This is a genomic window from Streptomyces sp. 7N604 (assembly GCF_052245475.1).
GTDB lineage: Bacteria > Actinomycetota > Actinomycetes > Streptomycetales > Streptomycetaceae > Streptomyces.
This window is the reverse complement of sequence record NZ_JBQQBX010000008.1, coordinates 14,416-29,747: the sequence shown is the minus strand read 5'-3', so window position 1 is coordinate 29,747 and position 15,332 is coordinate 14,416. Positions and strand designations below refer to the sequence as shown.

Here is a 15,332-nt window from a genome sequence, read left to right as displayed (position 1 = left end):
CCGAGCGGGTGGGCGGCGGTCAGCCGCGGGTGGCGTCGTCCAGGGACCGTACGAACTTGGTGAGCAGCCGGGCGAACTCCCGCTGCTCGTCCGGGTCCCAGCCCTCGAGTACATCGGAGTAGAAGGACTGCCGGGTCCGGTGCGCGGCGGCCACGGCCTCGCGGCCCGACCGGGTGAGCTCCAGGCAACTGCGTCTGCCGTCCTCCTGCGAGGCGACGCGGCGTACGAAGCCCGACTTGACGGCGTCGGCGACGATCCGGCTGGCCCGGGAGGGGTCGATGGCGAGCCGGTCGGCGACGAACCCCACCGTGACGTCCCGGCCTTCCTCGCTCGCGCCCTCGTCGACGGCGTCGATGACGGTGAGCGTGTTGAGATCCACCGGCTCCGCCATGCCCTGAACCACGGGCCGGGCAAGGCTGCGCCGGGCCTGTCGGCGGCGGATCCGGATCATCGCCAGCTCGACGGCGGTGAGCACGGTCTCGTCGACCGGGGCACCGCGCTCCCCTTCATGGGCCCTGTTGTGAGCTTTCGTCCCGATTGTGTCTGCACCATTCACGCTTCGAGGTTACTTGCACACGACTGGACTCAGCATTCCTGGGTGTGCGACCATTATATGCGTAGGTCATGAATATGTGTTGCGCACAGTATGAAGCAGCATCGAACCCAAGACCGGACCCGCGTATCCGTGGTCCGAAGGAGACCGAGATGCCCGCAACCCCCGCAACCCCCGCCACCGCCCGCACCGGAAGCCCGGTGCGCATCCGTGCCCTCGCCGCCCTGGGAGCCGTCCTGGCCGACACGTTGATCTGGATCGTCGCCAGCACCGCGCTCGACGTCGATCTGAGAGTCCCGGAGGGCCCCGGCTCCACCAGCACCAGCGAGCTCGCCCTGCCTGCCGTGGTCATCTCGGTGGCGGTCGTCTCGCTCGTGGCGTGGGGCCTGCTGGCCGCCCTGGAGCGGTTGAACCGCCGCGCCCGCGCCCTGTGGACCGCTGCCGCGGCCGGAGTGCTGGTGCTCTCGCTCTTCGCGCCCCTGTTCTCCGCGGGCCTGACGGCCGGGAGCCGGATCACCCTGGTCTGCCTGCACCTGGCGGTCGGCGCGATCCTCATACCCGCCTACCGCCGCTGACGCCCGGCGATGGGGGCACCCCCAGCCAACGCTGGGGGTGCCCCCACCCGTGCCCTTAAGGCTGCGGGGGAGACCGCGGACGGCGCCGTTCCAGCGCCTCTCCAACCCGCTTCGAGCGCGCCGGGAGATCTTGGATCTCCAGGCACCGACAGGCCACGGAAGGAGATCCCGTATGTGCGGCATCGCAGGCTGGGCCGTCCGCGAGGGCGGTCAGGCCCGGGTGGGGGCACCCCCAGCGTTAGCTGGGGGAGAACCCGGACTCGCCGAGAACATGGCGCGCACGATGGCCTGCCGGGGCCCGGACGACCAGGGCGTGTGGACGGACGGGCACGCCACGCTGGTCCACACCCGGATGGCGGTCATCGACCTGGCCGGCGGCCGCCAGCCCATGGTCGCCGGGGAGGGCGGGGCAGCGGCGGGCGGGGATCCGGCGGGCGATGAGCCGGCCGCGGCTCTCACCTACTCCGGGGAGATCTACAACTTCCGGGAGCTGCGCACCGAGTTGGCCGGCCGCGGTCACCGCTTCCGGACCCGCAGCGACACCGAGGTGGTGCTCCACGCCTATCTGGAGTGGGGCGAGCGCTGTGTCGAGCGGCTGGAGGGCATGTTCGCCTTCGCCATCTGGGACCCGCGCCGCCGCAGGCTGTTCCTGGCCCGCGACCGCTTCGGCATCAAGCCGCTCTACTACGCGGAGAGCGGCGGAGGGCTCGTCTTCGGCTCCGAGCCCAAGGCCCTCCTTGCCCACCCCGCCGTCCGGCCGGTGGTCGACCTCGACGGCATGCGGGTGCTGTTCTCGATGGCCCGCGCCCCCGGTGAGTCCGTCTACCGCGACCTCCGCGATCTGCCGCCCGGGCACACACTGGTGTACGGCCCGGGCGGCGTATCGCTGCGCCGGTACTGGCAGTTGGAGGCCCATCCGCACGAGCACGGTCTGGACGAGACCGTCCGCACCGTGCGCGAGCTGCTGGAGAGCAGCGTGGCCAGGGAGCTCGTCTCCGACGTGCCGCTGAGTGTGATGCTTTCCGGGGGCCTGGACTCCAGCACCGTCGCCGCGCTCGCGGCGCGCGCCCTGGCCCGTGAGGGCGCGGGCCGGGTCCGCACCACCACCGTCACCTACAGCGGCTACAGCGACAACTTCCAGCCCGACCTGGTGCGCAGCGCCCCTGACTCCCCGTACGCACGGGCCGTCGCCGAACACATCGGCGCCGACCACCGGGAGATCGAGCTCACCACGTCGGACCTGATCGACCCCGTCGCGCGCCGCACGGTGCTGCGCGCCCAGGACGTCCCGGCCCCCTTCGGGGACATGGACACCTCGACCTACCAGGCCTTCGCGGGCGTGCACCGGCACTCCAAGGTCGCGCTGACGGGGGAGAGCGCCGACGAGATCTTCGGCGGCTACAGCTGGGTGCACATACCGGACCTGGCCTACGAGGAGCAGTTCCCGTGGGTCGCCTTCGAGCAGTGGCACCCGGGAACCCGGGAGGGCCTGGGTCAGGGGCTGCTCTCCCCGGCCTTCAAGTCCCGGCTGGACATGGGCTCGTACTATGCGGAGCGGTACGCGCAGGCGATGGCGGAGATCCCGCGGCTGCCCGGCGAGGACGCAGCGGAGCGCCGCGCCCGGGAGATCTGCCATCTGCATCTGACCCACTGGCTGCCCCGGCTGCTGGAGCGCAACGACCGGCTCAGCATGATCTCGGGGCTCGAGGTGCGGGTCCCGTTCTGCGACCACCGCCTCGTCCAGTACGCGTACAACATCCCGTGGGAGATGAAGACCTTCGACGGCCGGGAGAAGAGCCTGCTGCGGGCGGCCGCGGGGGACCTGCTGCCGGAAAAGGTCCTGGAGCGGCCCAAGGCGCCCTTCCCGGTGAGCCAGGACGCGACCTACACCAAGGCCCTGCACCAGGAGTTCGCCGAGGTGCTGGCCGACCCGGCGTCACCGGTCCTGCCACTGCTGGATCTTGAGGCGTCACGCCGGGCCGTCTCTCCGCAGGGTCAGGCCGCCGCGCAGGACTGGCTGCACCGGATGAACATCGAGATGGTGCTCCAGGTCAACAGCTGGCTCCTCGAGCTCGGGGACTGCCTGGAGCTGTGACCGCAGGGGACAGGGTGGAAGAACGGCTGAAGGGGCCGCCCCGCGGGGCGACCCCTTCAACCGCGTGCCACCAGACCCGTCAGACCCCGGCTCGTACAGGCATCGCGCGTAGCGCCGTACGCACCAGGGGCGGCAGCCGGTACTGGAAGAACCGTGCCGTCGCCGGATCGCTCGCCATGTCGACACCGAGGAGGAAGAACTCGACGAGCTCCTCCAGGAGTTCCTCGGTCTCGTCCGGGTCCCGGTCCAGGATCCCCGCCGCCTGCTCCACCGTCAGGGTGCCGGTGGCCTCCCAGGCCAGCTTGGCCAGCGTGTCCCGGAGCCGGGGCTCCAGCCTGCCGCAGCGCCGCACCACGTGGTGGAACGGATGCGGCCGCTGATGGGCCACGGCGGCGGGACGGTCCCGGCTCAGCCAGTCGATGAGCTGCCGGATCGACCAGTGAGGCCGCAGTGCCAGCAGGCCCACGGCCTCGAGCATCGGGCCGGGCAGGTCACCACACAGGTCGAGCATCATGTGGAGACCTTGGGCGTCGTCCAGCGTACGGTCCCTGCCGAGGGCGCTCAGGAACAGTTCGAGCGACCGCTCGGAGCCGAGCGGTGGCAGATCCACCCGAACCTTGAACTGGCTGCCGTACAGCCGCCGGTAGCCGGAGGCCAGGACGGCGGATCCCGCGTCGGCCGGCAACAGGTCCGTGACCTGGTCGGCGGAGGCCACGTCGTCGACGACCAACAGCACCCGGCGGCCGGAGGTCCATGCGCTGAACATCCGGGCCCGGTCGGCGCGGTGCGGCGGCAGGTCGGAGCGCCGGTACCCGACCGCCTCGAGCAGACAGGCGAGCACCTCCTCGACGCACACCGGGTCCGCCGGATCCCCGAAGGACACATACAGCCGTCCGTCGGGGAAGGCGTCGCCGAGGCGGTGGGCGAGATGCACGGTGAAGGCCGTGGTGCCCGCACCGGGCGGGCCTGCCACGGCCACGCACCGCGGACCGTCCGTGCCCCCGTACGCGGAGCCCACGGAACCCGCGGCTTCCGAGAGCATTCTGCCGACGTGCAGCAGATCGGCCTCCCGGCCCACCAGCGGGACGTCCGCGGGGAGCGTCACCGGCGGTCCGCCCGCCGGTGCGCCGTGCACGGTCGTCTGGCCGCCGGGCAGGTCGAGCCCGCGGTCACCGGCCAGCACCTGCTGGTGCAGCCGCTGGAGTTCCGAGCAGGGCTCCAGGCCCAGCTCCCTGGTGAGCACCCGGCGGATGCGCTGAAAGACCTCCAGCGCCTCCGGTCTTCGGCCCGCCCGGTAGAGCGAGAGCATGAGCTTGGCGTGCAGCCCTTCTCGGGTGGGATTGTCGGCGGCCAGCGCCGTCAGCTCGCTGATCAGACGGTGGTGCCGGCCGAGGAGCAGGTCGGCGTTGATCCGCTCCTCCAGGACCTCGTAGCGCTGTTCCTCGAGCCGCAGGGCGTCGATGCCGACGATCGGGCCGGGGGCCAGATCACTGAGAGCGGGCCCTCGCCAGACAGTGAGGGCCCGCTGCAGCAGGTCGGCGGCTTCCGCCACAGTGCCTTTCTCCATCGCCTGTCTGCCGCGCATGGCGAGTTCGCCGAACTCCTGGGCGTCCAGGCAGTCCGAGGGCACCGAAAGCCGGTAGCCGCCCGGCGTGGTGAGCAGTGCCCGGGTGCCCACAGAAGGGCCGGAAAGCTGCGGATCGCACAGGCCCGGCAGCTTGCGCAACTGGTAGATGTACGTCTGAAGGGTCGTGGCCGCGCTGGACGGCGGGCGCTCCTCCCAGAGTTCCTCCACCAGTTGATGCAGCGGGACTGTGGTGTTGGCCCTCAGGGCCAGCAAGGCGAGAACTTGTCGGACCTTCGGGGCGGATGGCGTGACATGCACGCCGTCATGCACGACTTGCAGGGTTCCAAGTAACCCGATCTGCAGCACTGGCCCTCCCGTTGGTTTGCATCATTGATACGGCCTGATGCACTTCGTGAGCGTGAGGTCGATTACTTGACTTCTGCTTGAGCGGTACTCGACCGGGGGCGGCGATCTGGTCACGGTCACGGAAACCCCCCGGTCGCGGAGCAACCTTCTGGCGCCAGGCTACACAAGACATCTATATGCGTATGGCATACAATTGCCAAAAGTCTTTATGTGTGGCCCGACGAGGAGGACCCGATGACCGAAACCGGCTCAGGCCGTCCGCAAGGACCGGCCACCGCGCCCCCGCCCCCGCGCCCGCGCCCGCCCCGATTCCCCCTGCTCCTCGCCGCCCTGCTGCTCACCAGCGCGATGTCGATGCTCGACCAGTCGATCGTCGCGACCGCGGGCCCCAGCCTCACCTCCGACCTGGGCGCCCTCGACCTCTACAGCTGGACGTTCACGGCGTACATGCTCACGTTCAGCGTGGCCATGCCGGTCTACGGAAAACTGGGCGACCTCTTCGGCCGCCGGGCCGTCTACCTGACCGCCGTCGTGACCTTCCTCGCCGGGTCCGCGGCCTGCGGCGCGGCCGGCTCGATGGGGCAGCTCATCGCGTTCCGCGCGCTCCAGGGACTCGGCGGCGGCGGGCTCCAGGTGAGCGCCTTCTCGGTGCTCGGCGACCTGATGCCGCCCCGGCAACGGGCCAAGTACCAGGGGTGGTTCGCCGGGGTCATGGTCATCGCCAACCTGGCGGGGCCGCTGGCCGGCGGCTTCCTGACCGACCAGCTCGGCTGGCGCTGGATCTTCTACGTCAACCTGCCGCTCGGCCTCCTCGCCATGGCGGGCATCTGGGCCCTGCTGCCGGGCTCCGCCCGCGGCGCGGCCCGGCCCCGTATCGACTACCTGGGAACGGCGCTCCTCACCGGGGTCATCGTCTGCCTGGTCCTGGTGACGGACCTGGCGGGCCGTTACGGATGGGGGCACTCCGCGGTCATCGCCCTGGGGGCGGGCGCGCTGCTGCTGGGCGCGGTGTGGCTGCGGCAGGAGCGGCGCGCGGATGAACCCGTCGTCCCGCTCGGGCTGTTCGCCGACCGGACGTTCACCATCTGTGTGGTGGTGGCGTTCGCCGTCAGCTTCGCCTTCTTCGGCTGTGTCAACTTCGTACCGCTGCTCTTCCAGACGGTCGAAGGCGTCAGCGCCACCCGTACCGGCCTGCTGTTCCTGCCCGCGATGATCGGCATGGCGGTGGCGACGGTGGTGGCCGGGCAGGTGATCGCGAAGACCGGGCGCTACAAGTGGTTCCCGGTGGCCAGTACGGGGCTCGCCGCCGTGGCCGCCGGATTCATGTCGCTGACCTCCTCGGACACCGGAGCCGCGACCGTCAGCGCGCTGCTCGCCGTGATGGGTGTCGGCGTCGGGCTGTCGTCGCAGGTGACCACGCTCGTCGCCCAGAGCACGGCCCCCCGGGAGCACATCGGGGTCAGCACGTCCACCGTGGGCCTCGCCCGCAACATCGGAGTGGCCTTCGGCGCCACGGTCTTCGGCTCGCTGCTGAACGCGCGGCTGGCGACCGAGGCCGTACGGCTGCTCCCGGCAGATGTGGCCGACCGGGTCGTGGGCGGCACCCTCGAGCCGCGTCAGCTGGACTCCCTCGACCCGTCCACCGCCGCGGCCGTGGCCGACGTCTACAGCGGAGCGCTGTCCACCGTCTTCCTCTCCGCCGTTCCCGTGCTGGCGGTTGGTTTGGTGCTCGCGCTGATGCTGAAGGACATACGGCTGGAGGCGCGCGGCCCCGGCGGGCCTGGCGGGCCGGGCGGGCCCGGTGGCGCGGGTGGGCCTGGGGGTCCTGGTGCTCCCGCTGGACCGGGGGGTCCTGGGGAGCGGCGCGGAGGGTGAGGGGGCGGCTGGGAGGAGGGCTGGGTCGGCCGGGCCGCGGCTGGCCCGGCCGGGTTCGCCGGTTCGCCGCGCTCGCGGACTCTTCGAGCAGGCGTCGAGCCGGTGGTGCCAGCCTCACCGCATGCGAAGCGACGACACCACCGCACCGGGTCTTCTCGGCGGCATCCTGACGGGCCTCGGCCAATGGCTGACCTGGCTCCTGCCGCCCCCGCTCGTCACTCCGCCCCTCCCTCCGCAGGTCGTCGGGGTCGGGATCGATGTGGCGGCGATCGGGCGGTTCGCCCTGGCCCTGGAGCGCAACCCCGGCCTCGCCGACCGGCTCTTCACCGGGGCGGAACTGGCCCTTCCGTCCGGCGCCCGGCGCGGTACGGCCTCCCTGGCGGCGCGATTCGCCGCCAAGGAAGCCGTGGCCAAGGCGCTCGGCGCGCCCGGCGGGCTCCGCTGGCACGACACCGAGGTCCGGACAGCGCCGGGGGGCCGTCCCATGCTGCACGTACGCGGCACCGTCGCCGCGGCAGCGGCCCAACGCGGCGTCACCTCATGGCATCTGTCGCTCACCCACGACGCGGATGTGGCCTCCGCCGTCGTGATTGCCGCGTCCTGACCCCCGGCTCCGGCTCCGCGCGCTCCCACACTTCTTCCAGCTGCCGCCAGATCGCCCGTTCCGACGCGGGCGGCGCGGCGAACGGGACGAGGCGCTCGGGATGGCCGGGCCCGGGAACACGTTCACCGGCCGATGGGCCGACCGGTGGACCGGCCGCTGGACCGGCCGCTGAACCGGCCGCCGGACCAGCCAGGGAACCGGCCCCCGGCACGAAGCCGTAGCACTCGGCGGACGTATAGGCGCCGAGGCACTGCCCCACCGCCGTCAGCCCCGTTCCCAGATCCCGCAGCACCCGCCGCAGCCACACCCGTGAACGCCTCACGCCCGGCCTCCACTCCGCCGTCCTAGCCGTCCTCCGGTATTCCGGAGAGTCGCCACGAGGCTAGGGAGCCCTCCTCGAAGGAGAGTTGAGGAGAAAAACCGACGGAGCGTCAGCGTTCCAGCGGCTGACCAGCGTCTCTCGAGTCGTCACCGGCACAGTGGTCTCCGGGGGTCGCGCCCACGGCCTGGCGTGCCCTCCGTCGGCGGGCGGAGCGCAGTGTCTTCCCCCGTGGCGCAGTACTCCGCCCGCCGCCCAGCCTCCTCCACAGGGGGGCCGAGCGAATCAGGACGACCAGGCGGGGCAGCCGGGTCAGGCGGAGGAGCCGGGCGTGCTGTCCTGCCGCTGAGCGGCCTGCTGTTCGGCGACGGACTTGTGGACCTGCTCCATGTCCAGGGCGCGCGCCTGCCCGATGACGTCCTCGAGAGCCGTCTCCGGCAGCGCGCCGGGCTGGGCGAAGATCGCCACGTTCTCCCGCACGATCATCAGCGTCGGGATCGACCGGATGTCGAAGGCCGCCGCGAGCTCCGGCTGCGCCTCCGTGTCCACCTTGCCGAAGACCAGATCCGAGTGGCGCTCGGAGGCCTGCTCGTAAACCGGTGCGAACTGACGGCACGGGCCGCACCAGGAGGCCCAGAAATCGATGAGGAGGAAGTCGTTCTCGGAGACGACCTCGTCGAAGTTTTCCTTGGTCAGCTCGACCGTGCTCATGTGCTCTACCTGCTTCCGGATGTCGTCGGCGGCTGTCCGCTCGGGGAACAGGGGGGAGCCTGTCCGTATTCCAGCGATTCATGTGGCCGACTTCGCGGAGCGGCGAAAGGATGGGACGAGCCCCCAGGGCCACCTTCCGAACCATCCTGAATCCCCCCGAAACGCCCCAGGACCACTCACGAACCACCCCCGAACCATCCCCGGAATCACCCCGCAGCCACCCCGAGCCGAGAGGCGGAGCCCATGCAGCCCACGCAGGAGGACGCGTACGACGTGATCGTGCTCGGCGCAGGCCCGGTCGGCGAGGTGCTCGCAGGGCGGCTCGGCGAAGCCGGTCTCGGCGTCGCGGTCGTCGAGGACGAGCTGGTCGGCGGCGAGTGCTCGTACTGGGCGTGCATGCCGAGCAAGGCGCTGCTGCGCCCGGTCGCAGCGCTCGCCGAGGTCCGGGCCGTCGACGGCGCACGGCAGGCCGTGGACGGCGGCCTCGACGCGTCCGCCGTGTTCGCCCGCCGTGACGGCTTCGCCTCGCACTGGAAGGACGACGGCCAGGTCCGCTGGCTGGACTCGGTCGGCGCCCAGCTCGTACGTGGCCGCGCGCGCTTCGACGGACCGCGCCGGGTCGCCGTGGAGACGCCGGAGGGCGGCACGCGGCTGCTGACCGCGCGGCACGCCGTGGCCGTGTGCACCGGCAGCAGGCCGATCGTGCCCGACCTTCCGGGCGTCGCGGACGCCCGTCCCTGGATCAGCCGGGACGCCACCAGCGCCCGGGCGGTCCCGCCGCGGCTCGCCATCGTGGGCGGCGGCGTCGTCGGCGTGGAGATGGCCACCGCGTACCAGGCGCTCGGCTCCGCCGTCACGATGCTCGTCCGCGGGGACGGGCTGCTGCCGCGTATGGAGCCGTTCGCGGGCGAGCTCGTCGCCGAGGCGCTGCGGGAGGCCGGGGCGGACGTCCGTATGGGCACGTCGGTCACCGGCGTACGGCGCGAGGCCGCCGCGGGCGGCCCCGTCACCGTCATGCTCGACGACGGCGGGCAGGTCGTCGCCGACGAGGTGCTCTTCGCCACCGGCCGCGCCCCGCGCACCGACGACCTCGGCCTGGAGACGATCGGCCTGGAGCCGGGGTCCTGGCTGGAGGTGGACGACACCTGCCGGGTGAAGGCGCTGGACGACGGCTGGCTGTACGCGGTGGGCGACGCGAACCGCCGGGCGCTCCTCACCCACCAGGGGAAGTACCAGGCCCGGATCGCCGGCGGGGTGATTGCCGCACGCGCGCGTGGAGCGGCGGAGCTGGAGACCGGGCCATGGGGCGCGCATGTCACCACGGCCGACTCGGCGGCGGTGCCCCAGGTGGTGTTCAGCCTGCCGGAGGTCGCCGCGGTCGGGCTCACGGCGGCCGAGGCGGAGCGGCAGGGCCGCAGGACGCGCGTGGTCGACTACGAGATGGGGCAGGTGGCGGGCGCCTCGCTGTTCGCGGACGGCTACCGCGGCAAGGCCCGTATGGTCGTCGACCTCGACCGGGGCCATCTGGTCGGTGTCACCTTCGTCGGCCCTGGGGTGAGCGAGCTGCTGCAGTCGGCGACGGTGGCGGTGGCCGGTGAGGTGCCGGTCGAACGGCTGCACCACGCCGTCCCGGCCTACCCGACCATGAGCGAGGTCTGGCTGTGGCTGCTGGAGGCCTACCGCAGCTGACCGTCCTGCTGGGGCCGACCGTCCTGCCGGAGCCGACCGTCCTCCCAGAGCTGACCGCCCTGCCGGAGCCGACCGTCCGCCCGGGCCCGCCCGTCCTGCCTTACAGGACCTTGGCGAAGCAGCGGCTGTCCTCGTAGCAGCGGTAGAGGCCGAACTTCTCGGCCGGGGCATAGCCGGACGAGGTGTAGAGGGCGATGGCCTCGGGCTGCTTGATGCCGGTCTCCAGCACCATGCGGGTCCGGCCGGCCTCCCGCGCGCTGTCCTCCAGGGCGGCGAGGATCCGGCGGGCCAGCCCCCGGCCACGAGCCTCGCGCACGACGTACATCCGCTTGATCTCGGCGTCGCCGTCGGCGTAACCCTCGCCGTTCGCCTCCTGGGCGCGCCAGCCGCCGGAGGCCACCGGCTCCGTGCCGTCGTACGCGACGAGGTAGAGCCCCTGCGGCGGGTCGAACTGGGCCGGGTCCATGGGCGTGATGTCGCCGTCGCCGTAGCGCTCGGCGTACTCGAGCTGCACCAGGTCGCTCAGCTTCATGGCGTCGGGGTGGTCGAAGCGCACGGGACGGATCTGCATGTCCGCCATCGTAAGGAGGTCCGGAGGCCATACGACTGTCGGCCGGGGGACTCCCGGCTCCCGTATGGTGCCGGAGTGCTCTGTGTGACAAGCGTGAACGTGAACGGGCTCCGCGCCGCCGCCAGGAAGGGCTTCGTGGAGTGGCTGGCGGACACCTCCGCCGATGTGGTCTGCCTCCAGGAGGTCAGGGCCGAGCCCGGCCAGATGCCGGAGGAGGTGCGGGAGCCGGCCGGCTGGCACGCGCTGCACGCCCCGGCCGCGGCCAAGGGCAGGGCCGGCGTCTCCGTCTACGCACGGCGCGAGCCGGAGCGCCTGCAAGTGGGCTTCGGCTCCTCGGAGTTCGACGGCAGTGGACGGTACGCCGAGATCGACCTGCCGGGCGTGACGGTCGCCAGCCTCTACCTCCCCTCGGGCGAGGTCGGCACGGAGCGGCAGGACGAGAAGGAGCGCTTCATGGGCGAGTTCCTGCCGTACCTGAAGGAGCTGCGCGAGCGGGCCGCGGCGGGAGGGCGCGAGGTGCTCGTCGTCGGCGACTGGAACATCGCGCACCGCGAGGCCGACCTGAAGAACTGGAAGGCGAACACGAGGAAGGCCGGTTTCCTGCCCGAGGAGCGGGCGTGGCTGACCCGCGTCTTCGAGGAGGCGCAGTACGAGGACGTGGTACGGCAGCTCCACCCGGACGCGGAAGGCCCGTACACCTGGTGGTCCTACCGCGGGAGGGCCTTCGACAACGACAGCGGCTGGCGGATCGACTACCACGTCGCGACCCGGGGGCTCGCGGCCCGCGCGGTGAAGGCGGTCGTGGAGCGGGCGGCGAGTCACGACCAGCGCTGGTCGGACCACGCGCCGGTGACGGTGACGTACGAGACGGGCCGCTGAGGCGCGGCCGGTGGACGCGCGCGTGCACCATGGAGCCGTGAGCGAGAGCGAGACGAACTCCAACGGGGCAGGCCGGGACCGGGACCCGGACGGGCGCGCCCGCAGTGCCCGGCCGCGCGATGGGCTGGGCCGGCCGCTGCCCCGTGGCGCCGAAGGCGTCGCACGGCAGCCGGAAGGCGTGCTGCGCACCCCAGGCGAGACGCTCGCCGAGGCGCAGCAGCTGCTCGACGACGGCATGCCCTTCCACGCGCACGAGGTCTTCGAGGACGCCTGGAAGTCCACCGCGGAACCCGGCGAGCGGGCGCTGTGGAAGGGCCTGGCGCAGCTCGCCGTGGGCGTGACGCACGCCGCCCGCGGCAACGCGCGCGGCGCCGAGTCGCTGCTCCGCAGGGCGGCGGAGGCGATCGCGCCGTACGGCAGGGAGCGGCCGCACGGCATCGACGCCGGCGGTCTCGCCGGCTGGGCGCGGCAGGCGGCGGAGGAGATCGCGAGCGGAGCATCCGCCGGCGCCGCCACCCTCAGCCCGCCGCGGCTGCGGGGGCGCGACTGAGTCCGCCATACGGCGGTCATACGGCGGTCATACGGCGGTCTGCCTGCACTGTCCCGCACGGTCAGCAGGGCCCGAGGCTGCCCGTCTCGTAGGGTTCGAACGCGAATCGCGACGAATAGGGACGAGGTGGGCACGATGCCGGAGGAGAGCAAGCACTGGGCCTCGGGGAACTGGCGGGTCGCCGAAGGGAAGGCCGATGAGTTCGTCGACCGCTGGACGGAGTTCCTCACCTGGACCCGGGAAGCGAACCCCGGTTTCGTGCGAGCGCGGCTCATCCGGGACGCGAACGACCCGAGCCACTTCGTGTCGTTCGCGGCGTGGCGGGACGGCGAGTCGCTGAACGCGTGGAGCCAGAAGCCCGAGTTCGCGGAGCGGGTTGCCGCCTGCCGGGCGCTCTGCGCGGACATGCAGAGCAGTTTCTACGCGTTGGTCCGCGCCATCTGAGACGTCGCGGAGTGGGCGACCGGACCGGCCTTCCCGACCGGGTGAGAGGACCGCCCCGGGGGGCCGGCAGCGCCGAGACGATATCGGCTGCCGCCAGGCCCGCGCCGACCCACTGGGCGGGCTTGGAGGCGTCGACGAAGGCGTGCGGCGACCTGTAGACGGCCGGTCCTGTGAAGACGGCCGCGAGGACGGCGACACCGAAGACGCCGCCGAGTTCTGCAGTGCGCTTCGTGCCGGACGCGACTCCGGCCTCTTCGCGCGGAACCGAGCCCATCACCGCGTTGGCGACGGTCGGGAAGCACATCGACGTCCCGATACCGGCCACGGTGAGGGCGACGCTCAGCTGCGTGTACCCCATCCCGGGCTCGGCGATCGCCGCGACCCAGCCGAGCCCGATCGCCTGCAGCGCGAGGCCGATGGCCATGAACGGCCGGTTACCCCAGCGGTCCGCGAGGGCACCCGCCACGGGTGCGATCAGCATCGGCGTCGCGGTCCACGATCGAGACGCGGCCGTGGGCCGAAGCTCTCGGTCAGCCGGGCCGGCGCGAGCGGGACCATCGCCAGGCCGATGGGGCGTTCTCGACGAGGAGGCCGCCTCCGGCTCCGCGCCCGGACCGGGCCTCGGGCCGCGGCGGAGGAGACGCCGGAGGAGTTCCCCGACGACCGGCTGCGGCTGATCTTCACGTGCTGCCACCCCGCGCTGGCGGAGGAGGCGAAGGTCGCGCTGACTCTGCGGCTGCTGTGCGGCCTGAAGACGGCGGAGGTGGCGCGCGCGTTCCTGGTGACCGAGCCGGCCATGGCCGCCCGTATCACCTGAGCGAAGAAGAAGATCGCGGCCGCGCGGATCCCGTACCGGGTGCCGCCCGCGGACGAACTGCCCGCCCGTATCGACGCGGTCCTCACGGTCGTGCACCTGCTCTTCACCACCGGGCACACCGCGCCCGCGGGCGACGACCTCGTCCGCCGCGACCTGGTGGAGCGCGCGCTCGACCTCGCCCGGATGCTGCGGGCGCTCCTTCCGGAGGACGCCGGGGTCGCAGGACTGGGCGCTGATCCTGCTCACCGACGCGCGGGGCGGCACCCGCTCCGCGGAGGACGGGCGGCTGCTGCTGCTCGCGGAGCAGGACCGTACGCGGTGGGACCGGGGAGAGATCGAGGAGGGGATCGCGCTCGTCCACGAGGCGCTGCGGGGCAGGCCGCCCGGCCGGTTCGCGCTGATGGCGCGATCGCGGCGGTGCACGCCGAGGCGCCGAGGTGGCAGGACACGGACTGGCGGGAGGTGGTAGTAGGCGATCGCGAACGGCAGCGGCCGCAGCGCCTCGAACTCCTCGGTCCTGGTCACGCGAGGCTCTCCCGGAAGCCCTGGCGCCACGACGGATAGCGCAGCTCCCAGCCGAGTTCCCGCTTGGCCTTGGCGTTGGAGAAGCCGCGCCCCTCGGTCATCATCGTCACTACCAACTCCCCGGCCAGCAGTCGGGCCAGCCACTTGGGGACCCGCATCGGTGGCTTCGCCCCCGCGCACGCAGCCAGATAAGGCAGCCACTCGCTGGCCGGTGCAGGCTCGTCGTCGACGATGTTGAACACCCCCTTCGCCTGCTGCTCCACGGCCAGGACGGTAGCGCTCGCCGCGTCGTCGAGATGCACCCATGACATATAGCCGGTGCCGCCCCCTACGAGCGGGAACTGCCGCTTGCGCACGAGCTCGACCTGATCGTCGGTGGCGCCCGGCCCGTAGAACCCGCCGTAGCGCAGGGCCACGCCACCAGCCTTGACGACCACGTCCTCGAGGTGGCGGATCGCCTCCGCCGCCGTGCGGAACTTCCCCGTTTCCCGGGGCAGCGGGTCCTCCTCGGTCTTCACCCATCCGCCCTTGCGGATTCCGTTCCAAGAGGCGTGGCTCTGCGCGACGACGTGGGAGACACCGGTTGCCTCGGCGGCGGCCAGCAGATGGTCCGTCCCCTCGGAGCGCAGCCGATTGGTGGCGGCGAAGAATCGATCGAAGTGCTTCATATTGGGCTTGCCGGCGTGCGGCGCGGAAATTGCCGTCATCTGGTTCACGATTGCGTCCGGCCGGGCGGCCGCCACCGCTTCACCGACCGACACCGCATCCAGCCCGTCCATCACGACGCCATCCGCGCCCAGCTGCTCCAGCAAGCCCAGCTTGGCCGCGCTCGTCGTCGAAGCCGTCACCTGGTGCCCCCGGGCCACGAGCTGCGGCACCAGCCGCCGCCCCATGACCCCGCTCCCGCCTGCCACGAAAACCCGCATGACCATCACCTTGATTCCAGAGTCTCTCTGAGATCTGAGACGAGACAGCCCGGCCGTCTGTGACATGGGCGGAAGACCGTCGGAGCGTCACGGGAAGGCGTCACACGGTGACGCCTGCTGAACGCGAACGTCGGGGCCATGCCTCCCGCCCGGCCGTGCGGGCCAGGGCCGGTCATTCCAGGTGCTCGTCGGCGTGCTCCGGCAGGCCGAGGGAGAAATCGCACCGCCGGTCTGCCCCGCAGGGCTTTTCGCCGTTGAGGCGGGAA

15 protein-coding genes and 2 pseudogenes are annotated in these 15,332 nt (G+C 72.1%); 10 read left to right on the top strand and 7 right to left on the bottom strand.

Going from position 1 to position 15,332, the window contains the following annotated elements:
- Window positions 1–19: 19 nt before the first annotated feature.
- Entirely contained in the window at window positions 20–475 is a 456-nt protein-coding gene (locus tag ACTWP8_RS10745) for a MarR family winged helix-turn-helix transcriptional regulator (protein ID WP_443322058.1), read from the bottom strand.
- 230 nt (window positions 476–705) lie between these two features.
- On the opposite strand from ACTWP8_RS10745, the gene ACTWP8_RS10740 reads away from it, so the two are divergent.
- The gene (locus tag ACTWP8_RS10740) at window positions 706–1,128 is read left to right on the top strand and encodes a DUF6069 family protein (protein ID WP_443321908.1); all 423 of its coding nucleotides are present in this window, start codon (window positions 706–708) and stop codon (window positions 1,126–1,128) included.
- Window positions 1,129–1,399: 271 nt separating this feature from the next.
- Window positions 1,400–3,223 (top strand): asparagine synthase (glutamine-hydrolyzing), encoded by a 1,824-nt coding sequence (gene asnB / locus ACTWP8_RS10735; RefSeq protein WP_443321907.1) that lies wholly within the window; start codon window positions 1,400–1,402, stop codon window positions 3,221–3,223.
- A gap of 79 nt (window positions 3,224–3,302) precedes the next feature.
- Here the strand turns inward: asnB and ACTWP8_RS10730 are convergent, their stop codons facing one another.
- Window positions 3,303–5,120: an AfsR/SARP family transcriptional regulator gene (locus ACTWP8_RS10730; protein WP_443321906.1), complete on the bottom strand. Its 1,818-nt coding sequence runs from the start codon at window positions 5,118–5,120 to the stop codon at window positions 3,303–3,305.
- 270 nt (window positions 5,121–5,390) lie between these two features.
- Between ACTWP8_RS10730 and ACTWP8_RS10725 the strand changes: the two genes are divergently transcribed.
- Window positions 5,391–7,031, top strand: coding sequence for an MDR family MFS transporter (locus ACTWP8_RS10725; protein ID WP_443321905.1), 1,641 nt, complete (start codon window positions 5,391–5,393; stop codon window positions 7,029–7,031).
- Between the two features lie 199 nt (window positions 7,032–7,230).
- On the top strand, window positions 7,231–7,635 hold the full coding sequence (locus tag ACTWP8_RS10720) for a holo-ACP synthase (protein ID WP_443314207.1): 405 nt from the start codon (window positions 7,231–7,233) through the stop codon (window positions 7,633–7,635).
- On the opposite strand, the gene ACTWP8_RS10715 is transcribed toward ACTWP8_RS10720, so the two are convergent.
- Together ACTWP8_RS10715 and trxA are read right to left on the bottom strand one after the other, a co-directional pair.
- Window positions 7,586–7,894 carry a DUF6059 family protein gene (locus ACTWP8_RS10715; RefSeq protein ID WP_443322057.1) on the bottom strand — a complete coding sequence of 103 codons (309 nt, stop codon included), beginning with the start codon at window positions 7,892–7,894 and terminating at the stop codon, window positions 7,586–7,588. The genes ACTWP8_RS10720 and ACTWP8_RS10715 overlap by 50 nt on opposite strands.
- Window positions 7,895–8,266: 372 nt before the next feature.
- The gene (trxA, locus tag ACTWP8_RS10710) at window positions 8,267–8,665 is read right to left on the bottom strand and encodes a thioredoxin (protein WP_443321904.1); all 399 of its coding nucleotides are present in this window, start codon (window positions 8,663–8,665) and stop codon (window positions 8,267–8,269) included.
- A gap of 243 nt (window positions 8,666–8,908) precedes the next feature.
- On the opposite strand from trxA, the gene ACTWP8_RS10705 reads away from it, so the two are divergent.
- Window positions 8,909–10,354 carry a dihydrolipoyl dehydrogenase family protein gene (locus ACTWP8_RS10705; protein ID WP_443321903.1) on the top strand — a complete coding sequence of 482 codons (1,446 nt, stop codon included), beginning with the start codon at window positions 8,909–8,911 and terminating at the stop codon, window positions 10,352–10,354.
- Window positions 10,355–10,454: 100 nt separating this feature from the next.
- Here ACTWP8_RS10705 and ACTWP8_RS10700 read toward each other — a convergent pair whose 3' ends face one another.
- Window positions 10,455–10,925: a GNAT family N-acetyltransferase gene (locus tag ACTWP8_RS10700; RefSeq protein ID WP_443321902.1), complete on the bottom strand. Its 471-nt coding sequence runs from the start codon at window positions 10,923–10,925 to the stop codon at window positions 10,455–10,457.
- 75 nt (window positions 10,926–11,000) lie between these two features.
- On the opposite strand from ACTWP8_RS10700, the gene ACTWP8_RS10695 reads away from it, so the two are divergent.
- The 3 genes from ACTWP8_RS10695 (at window position 11,001) to ACTWP8_RS10685 (ending at window position 12,798) form a co-directional block, all read left to right on the top strand.
- Window positions 11,001–11,804, top strand: a complete 804-nt coding sequence (locus tag ACTWP8_RS10695; protein ID WP_443321901.1) for an exodeoxyribonuclease III — start codon at window positions 11,001–11,003, stop codon at window positions 11,802–11,804.
- Between the two features lie 37 nt (window positions 11,805–11,841).
- A complete protein-coding gene (locus ACTWP8_RS10690; protein ID WP_443321900.1) occupies window positions 11,842–12,354 on the top strand; it encodes a DUF309 domain-containing protein in 513 nt (170 codons plus the stop codon).
- A 135-nt stretch (window positions 12,355–12,489) separates the two neighbouring features.
- Window positions 12,490–12,798: an antibiotic biosynthesis monooxygenase family protein gene (locus tag ACTWP8_RS10685; protein WP_443321899.1), complete on the top strand. Its 309-nt coding sequence runs from the start codon at window positions 12,490–12,492 to the stop codon at window positions 12,796–12,798.
- Between the two features lie 172 nt (window positions 12,799–12,970).
- On the opposite strand, the pseudogene ACTWP8_RS10680 reads toward ACTWP8_RS10685, so the two are convergent.
- Window positions 12,971–13,279, bottom strand: a pseudogene (locus tag ACTWP8_RS10680) (MFS transporter); the annotation flags it as partial.
- Between the two features lie 87 nt (window positions 13,280–13,366).
- Between ACTWP8_RS10680 and ACTWP8_RS10675 the strand changes: the two are divergent.
- Both ACTWP8_RS10675 and ACTWP8_RS10670 read left to right on the top strand, forming a co-directional pair.
- Window positions 13,367–13,615: a sigma factor-like helix-turn-helix DNA-binding protein gene (locus tag ACTWP8_RS10675; RefSeq protein ID WP_443321898.1), complete on the top strand. Its 249-nt coding sequence runs from the start codon at window positions 13,367–13,369 to the stop codon at window positions 13,613–13,615.
- 39 nt (window positions 13,616–13,654) lie between these two features.
- Window positions 13,655–14,084, top strand: a pseudogene (locus ACTWP8_RS10670) (DUF6596 domain-containing protein).
- Window positions 14,085–14,136: 52 nt separating this feature from the next.
- On the opposite strand, the gene ACTWP8_RS10665 reads toward ACTWP8_RS10670, so the two are convergent.
- Window positions 14,137–15,072, bottom strand: a complete 936-nt coding sequence (locus tag ACTWP8_RS10665) for an NAD-dependent epimerase/dehydratase family protein (RefSeq protein ID WP_443322056.1) — start codon at window positions 15,070–15,072, stop codon at window positions 14,137–14,139.
- Window positions 15,073–15,332 lie beyond the last annotated feature (260 nt).

Bases quoted from the DNA above. Each gene is read 5' to 3' on its own strand.
- ACTWP8_RS10675 (WP_443321898.1), top strand. From the start codon at position 13,367: ATGGGGCGTTCTCGACGAGGAGGCCGCCTCCGGCTCCGCGCCCGGACC.
- ACTWP8_RS10740 (WP_443321908.1), top strand. From the start codon at position 706: ATGCCCGCAACCCCCGCAACCCCCGCCACCGCCCGCACCGGAAGCCCG.
- ACTWP8_RS10665 (WP_443322056.1), bottom strand. From the start codon at position 15,072: ATGGTCATGCGGGTTTTCGTGGCAGGCGGGAGCGGGGTCATGGGGCGG.
- trxA (WP_443321904.1), bottom strand. From the start codon at position 8,665: ATGAGCACGGTCGAGCTGACCAAGGAAAACTTCGACGAGGTCGTCTCC.
- ACTWP8_RS10725 (WP_443321905.1), top strand. From the start codon at position 5,391: ATGACCGAAACCGGCTCAGGCCGTCCGCAAGGACCGGCCACCGCGCCC.
- ACTWP8_RS10685 (WP_443321899.1), top strand. From the start codon at position 12,490: ATGCCGGAGGAGAGCAAGCACTGGGCCTCGGGGAACTGGCGGGTCGCC.
- asnB (WP_443321907.1), top strand. From the start codon at position 1,400: ATGGCGCGCACGATGGCCTGCCGGGGCCCGGACGACCAGGGCGTGTGG.
- ACTWP8_RS10705 (WP_443321903.1), top strand. From the start codon at position 8,909: ATGCAGCCCACGCAGGAGGACGCGTACGACGTGATCGTGCTCGGCGCA.
- ACTWP8_RS10700 (WP_443321902.1), bottom strand. From the start codon at position 10,925: ATGCAGATCCGTCCCGTGCGCTTCGACCACCCCGACGCCATGAAGCTG.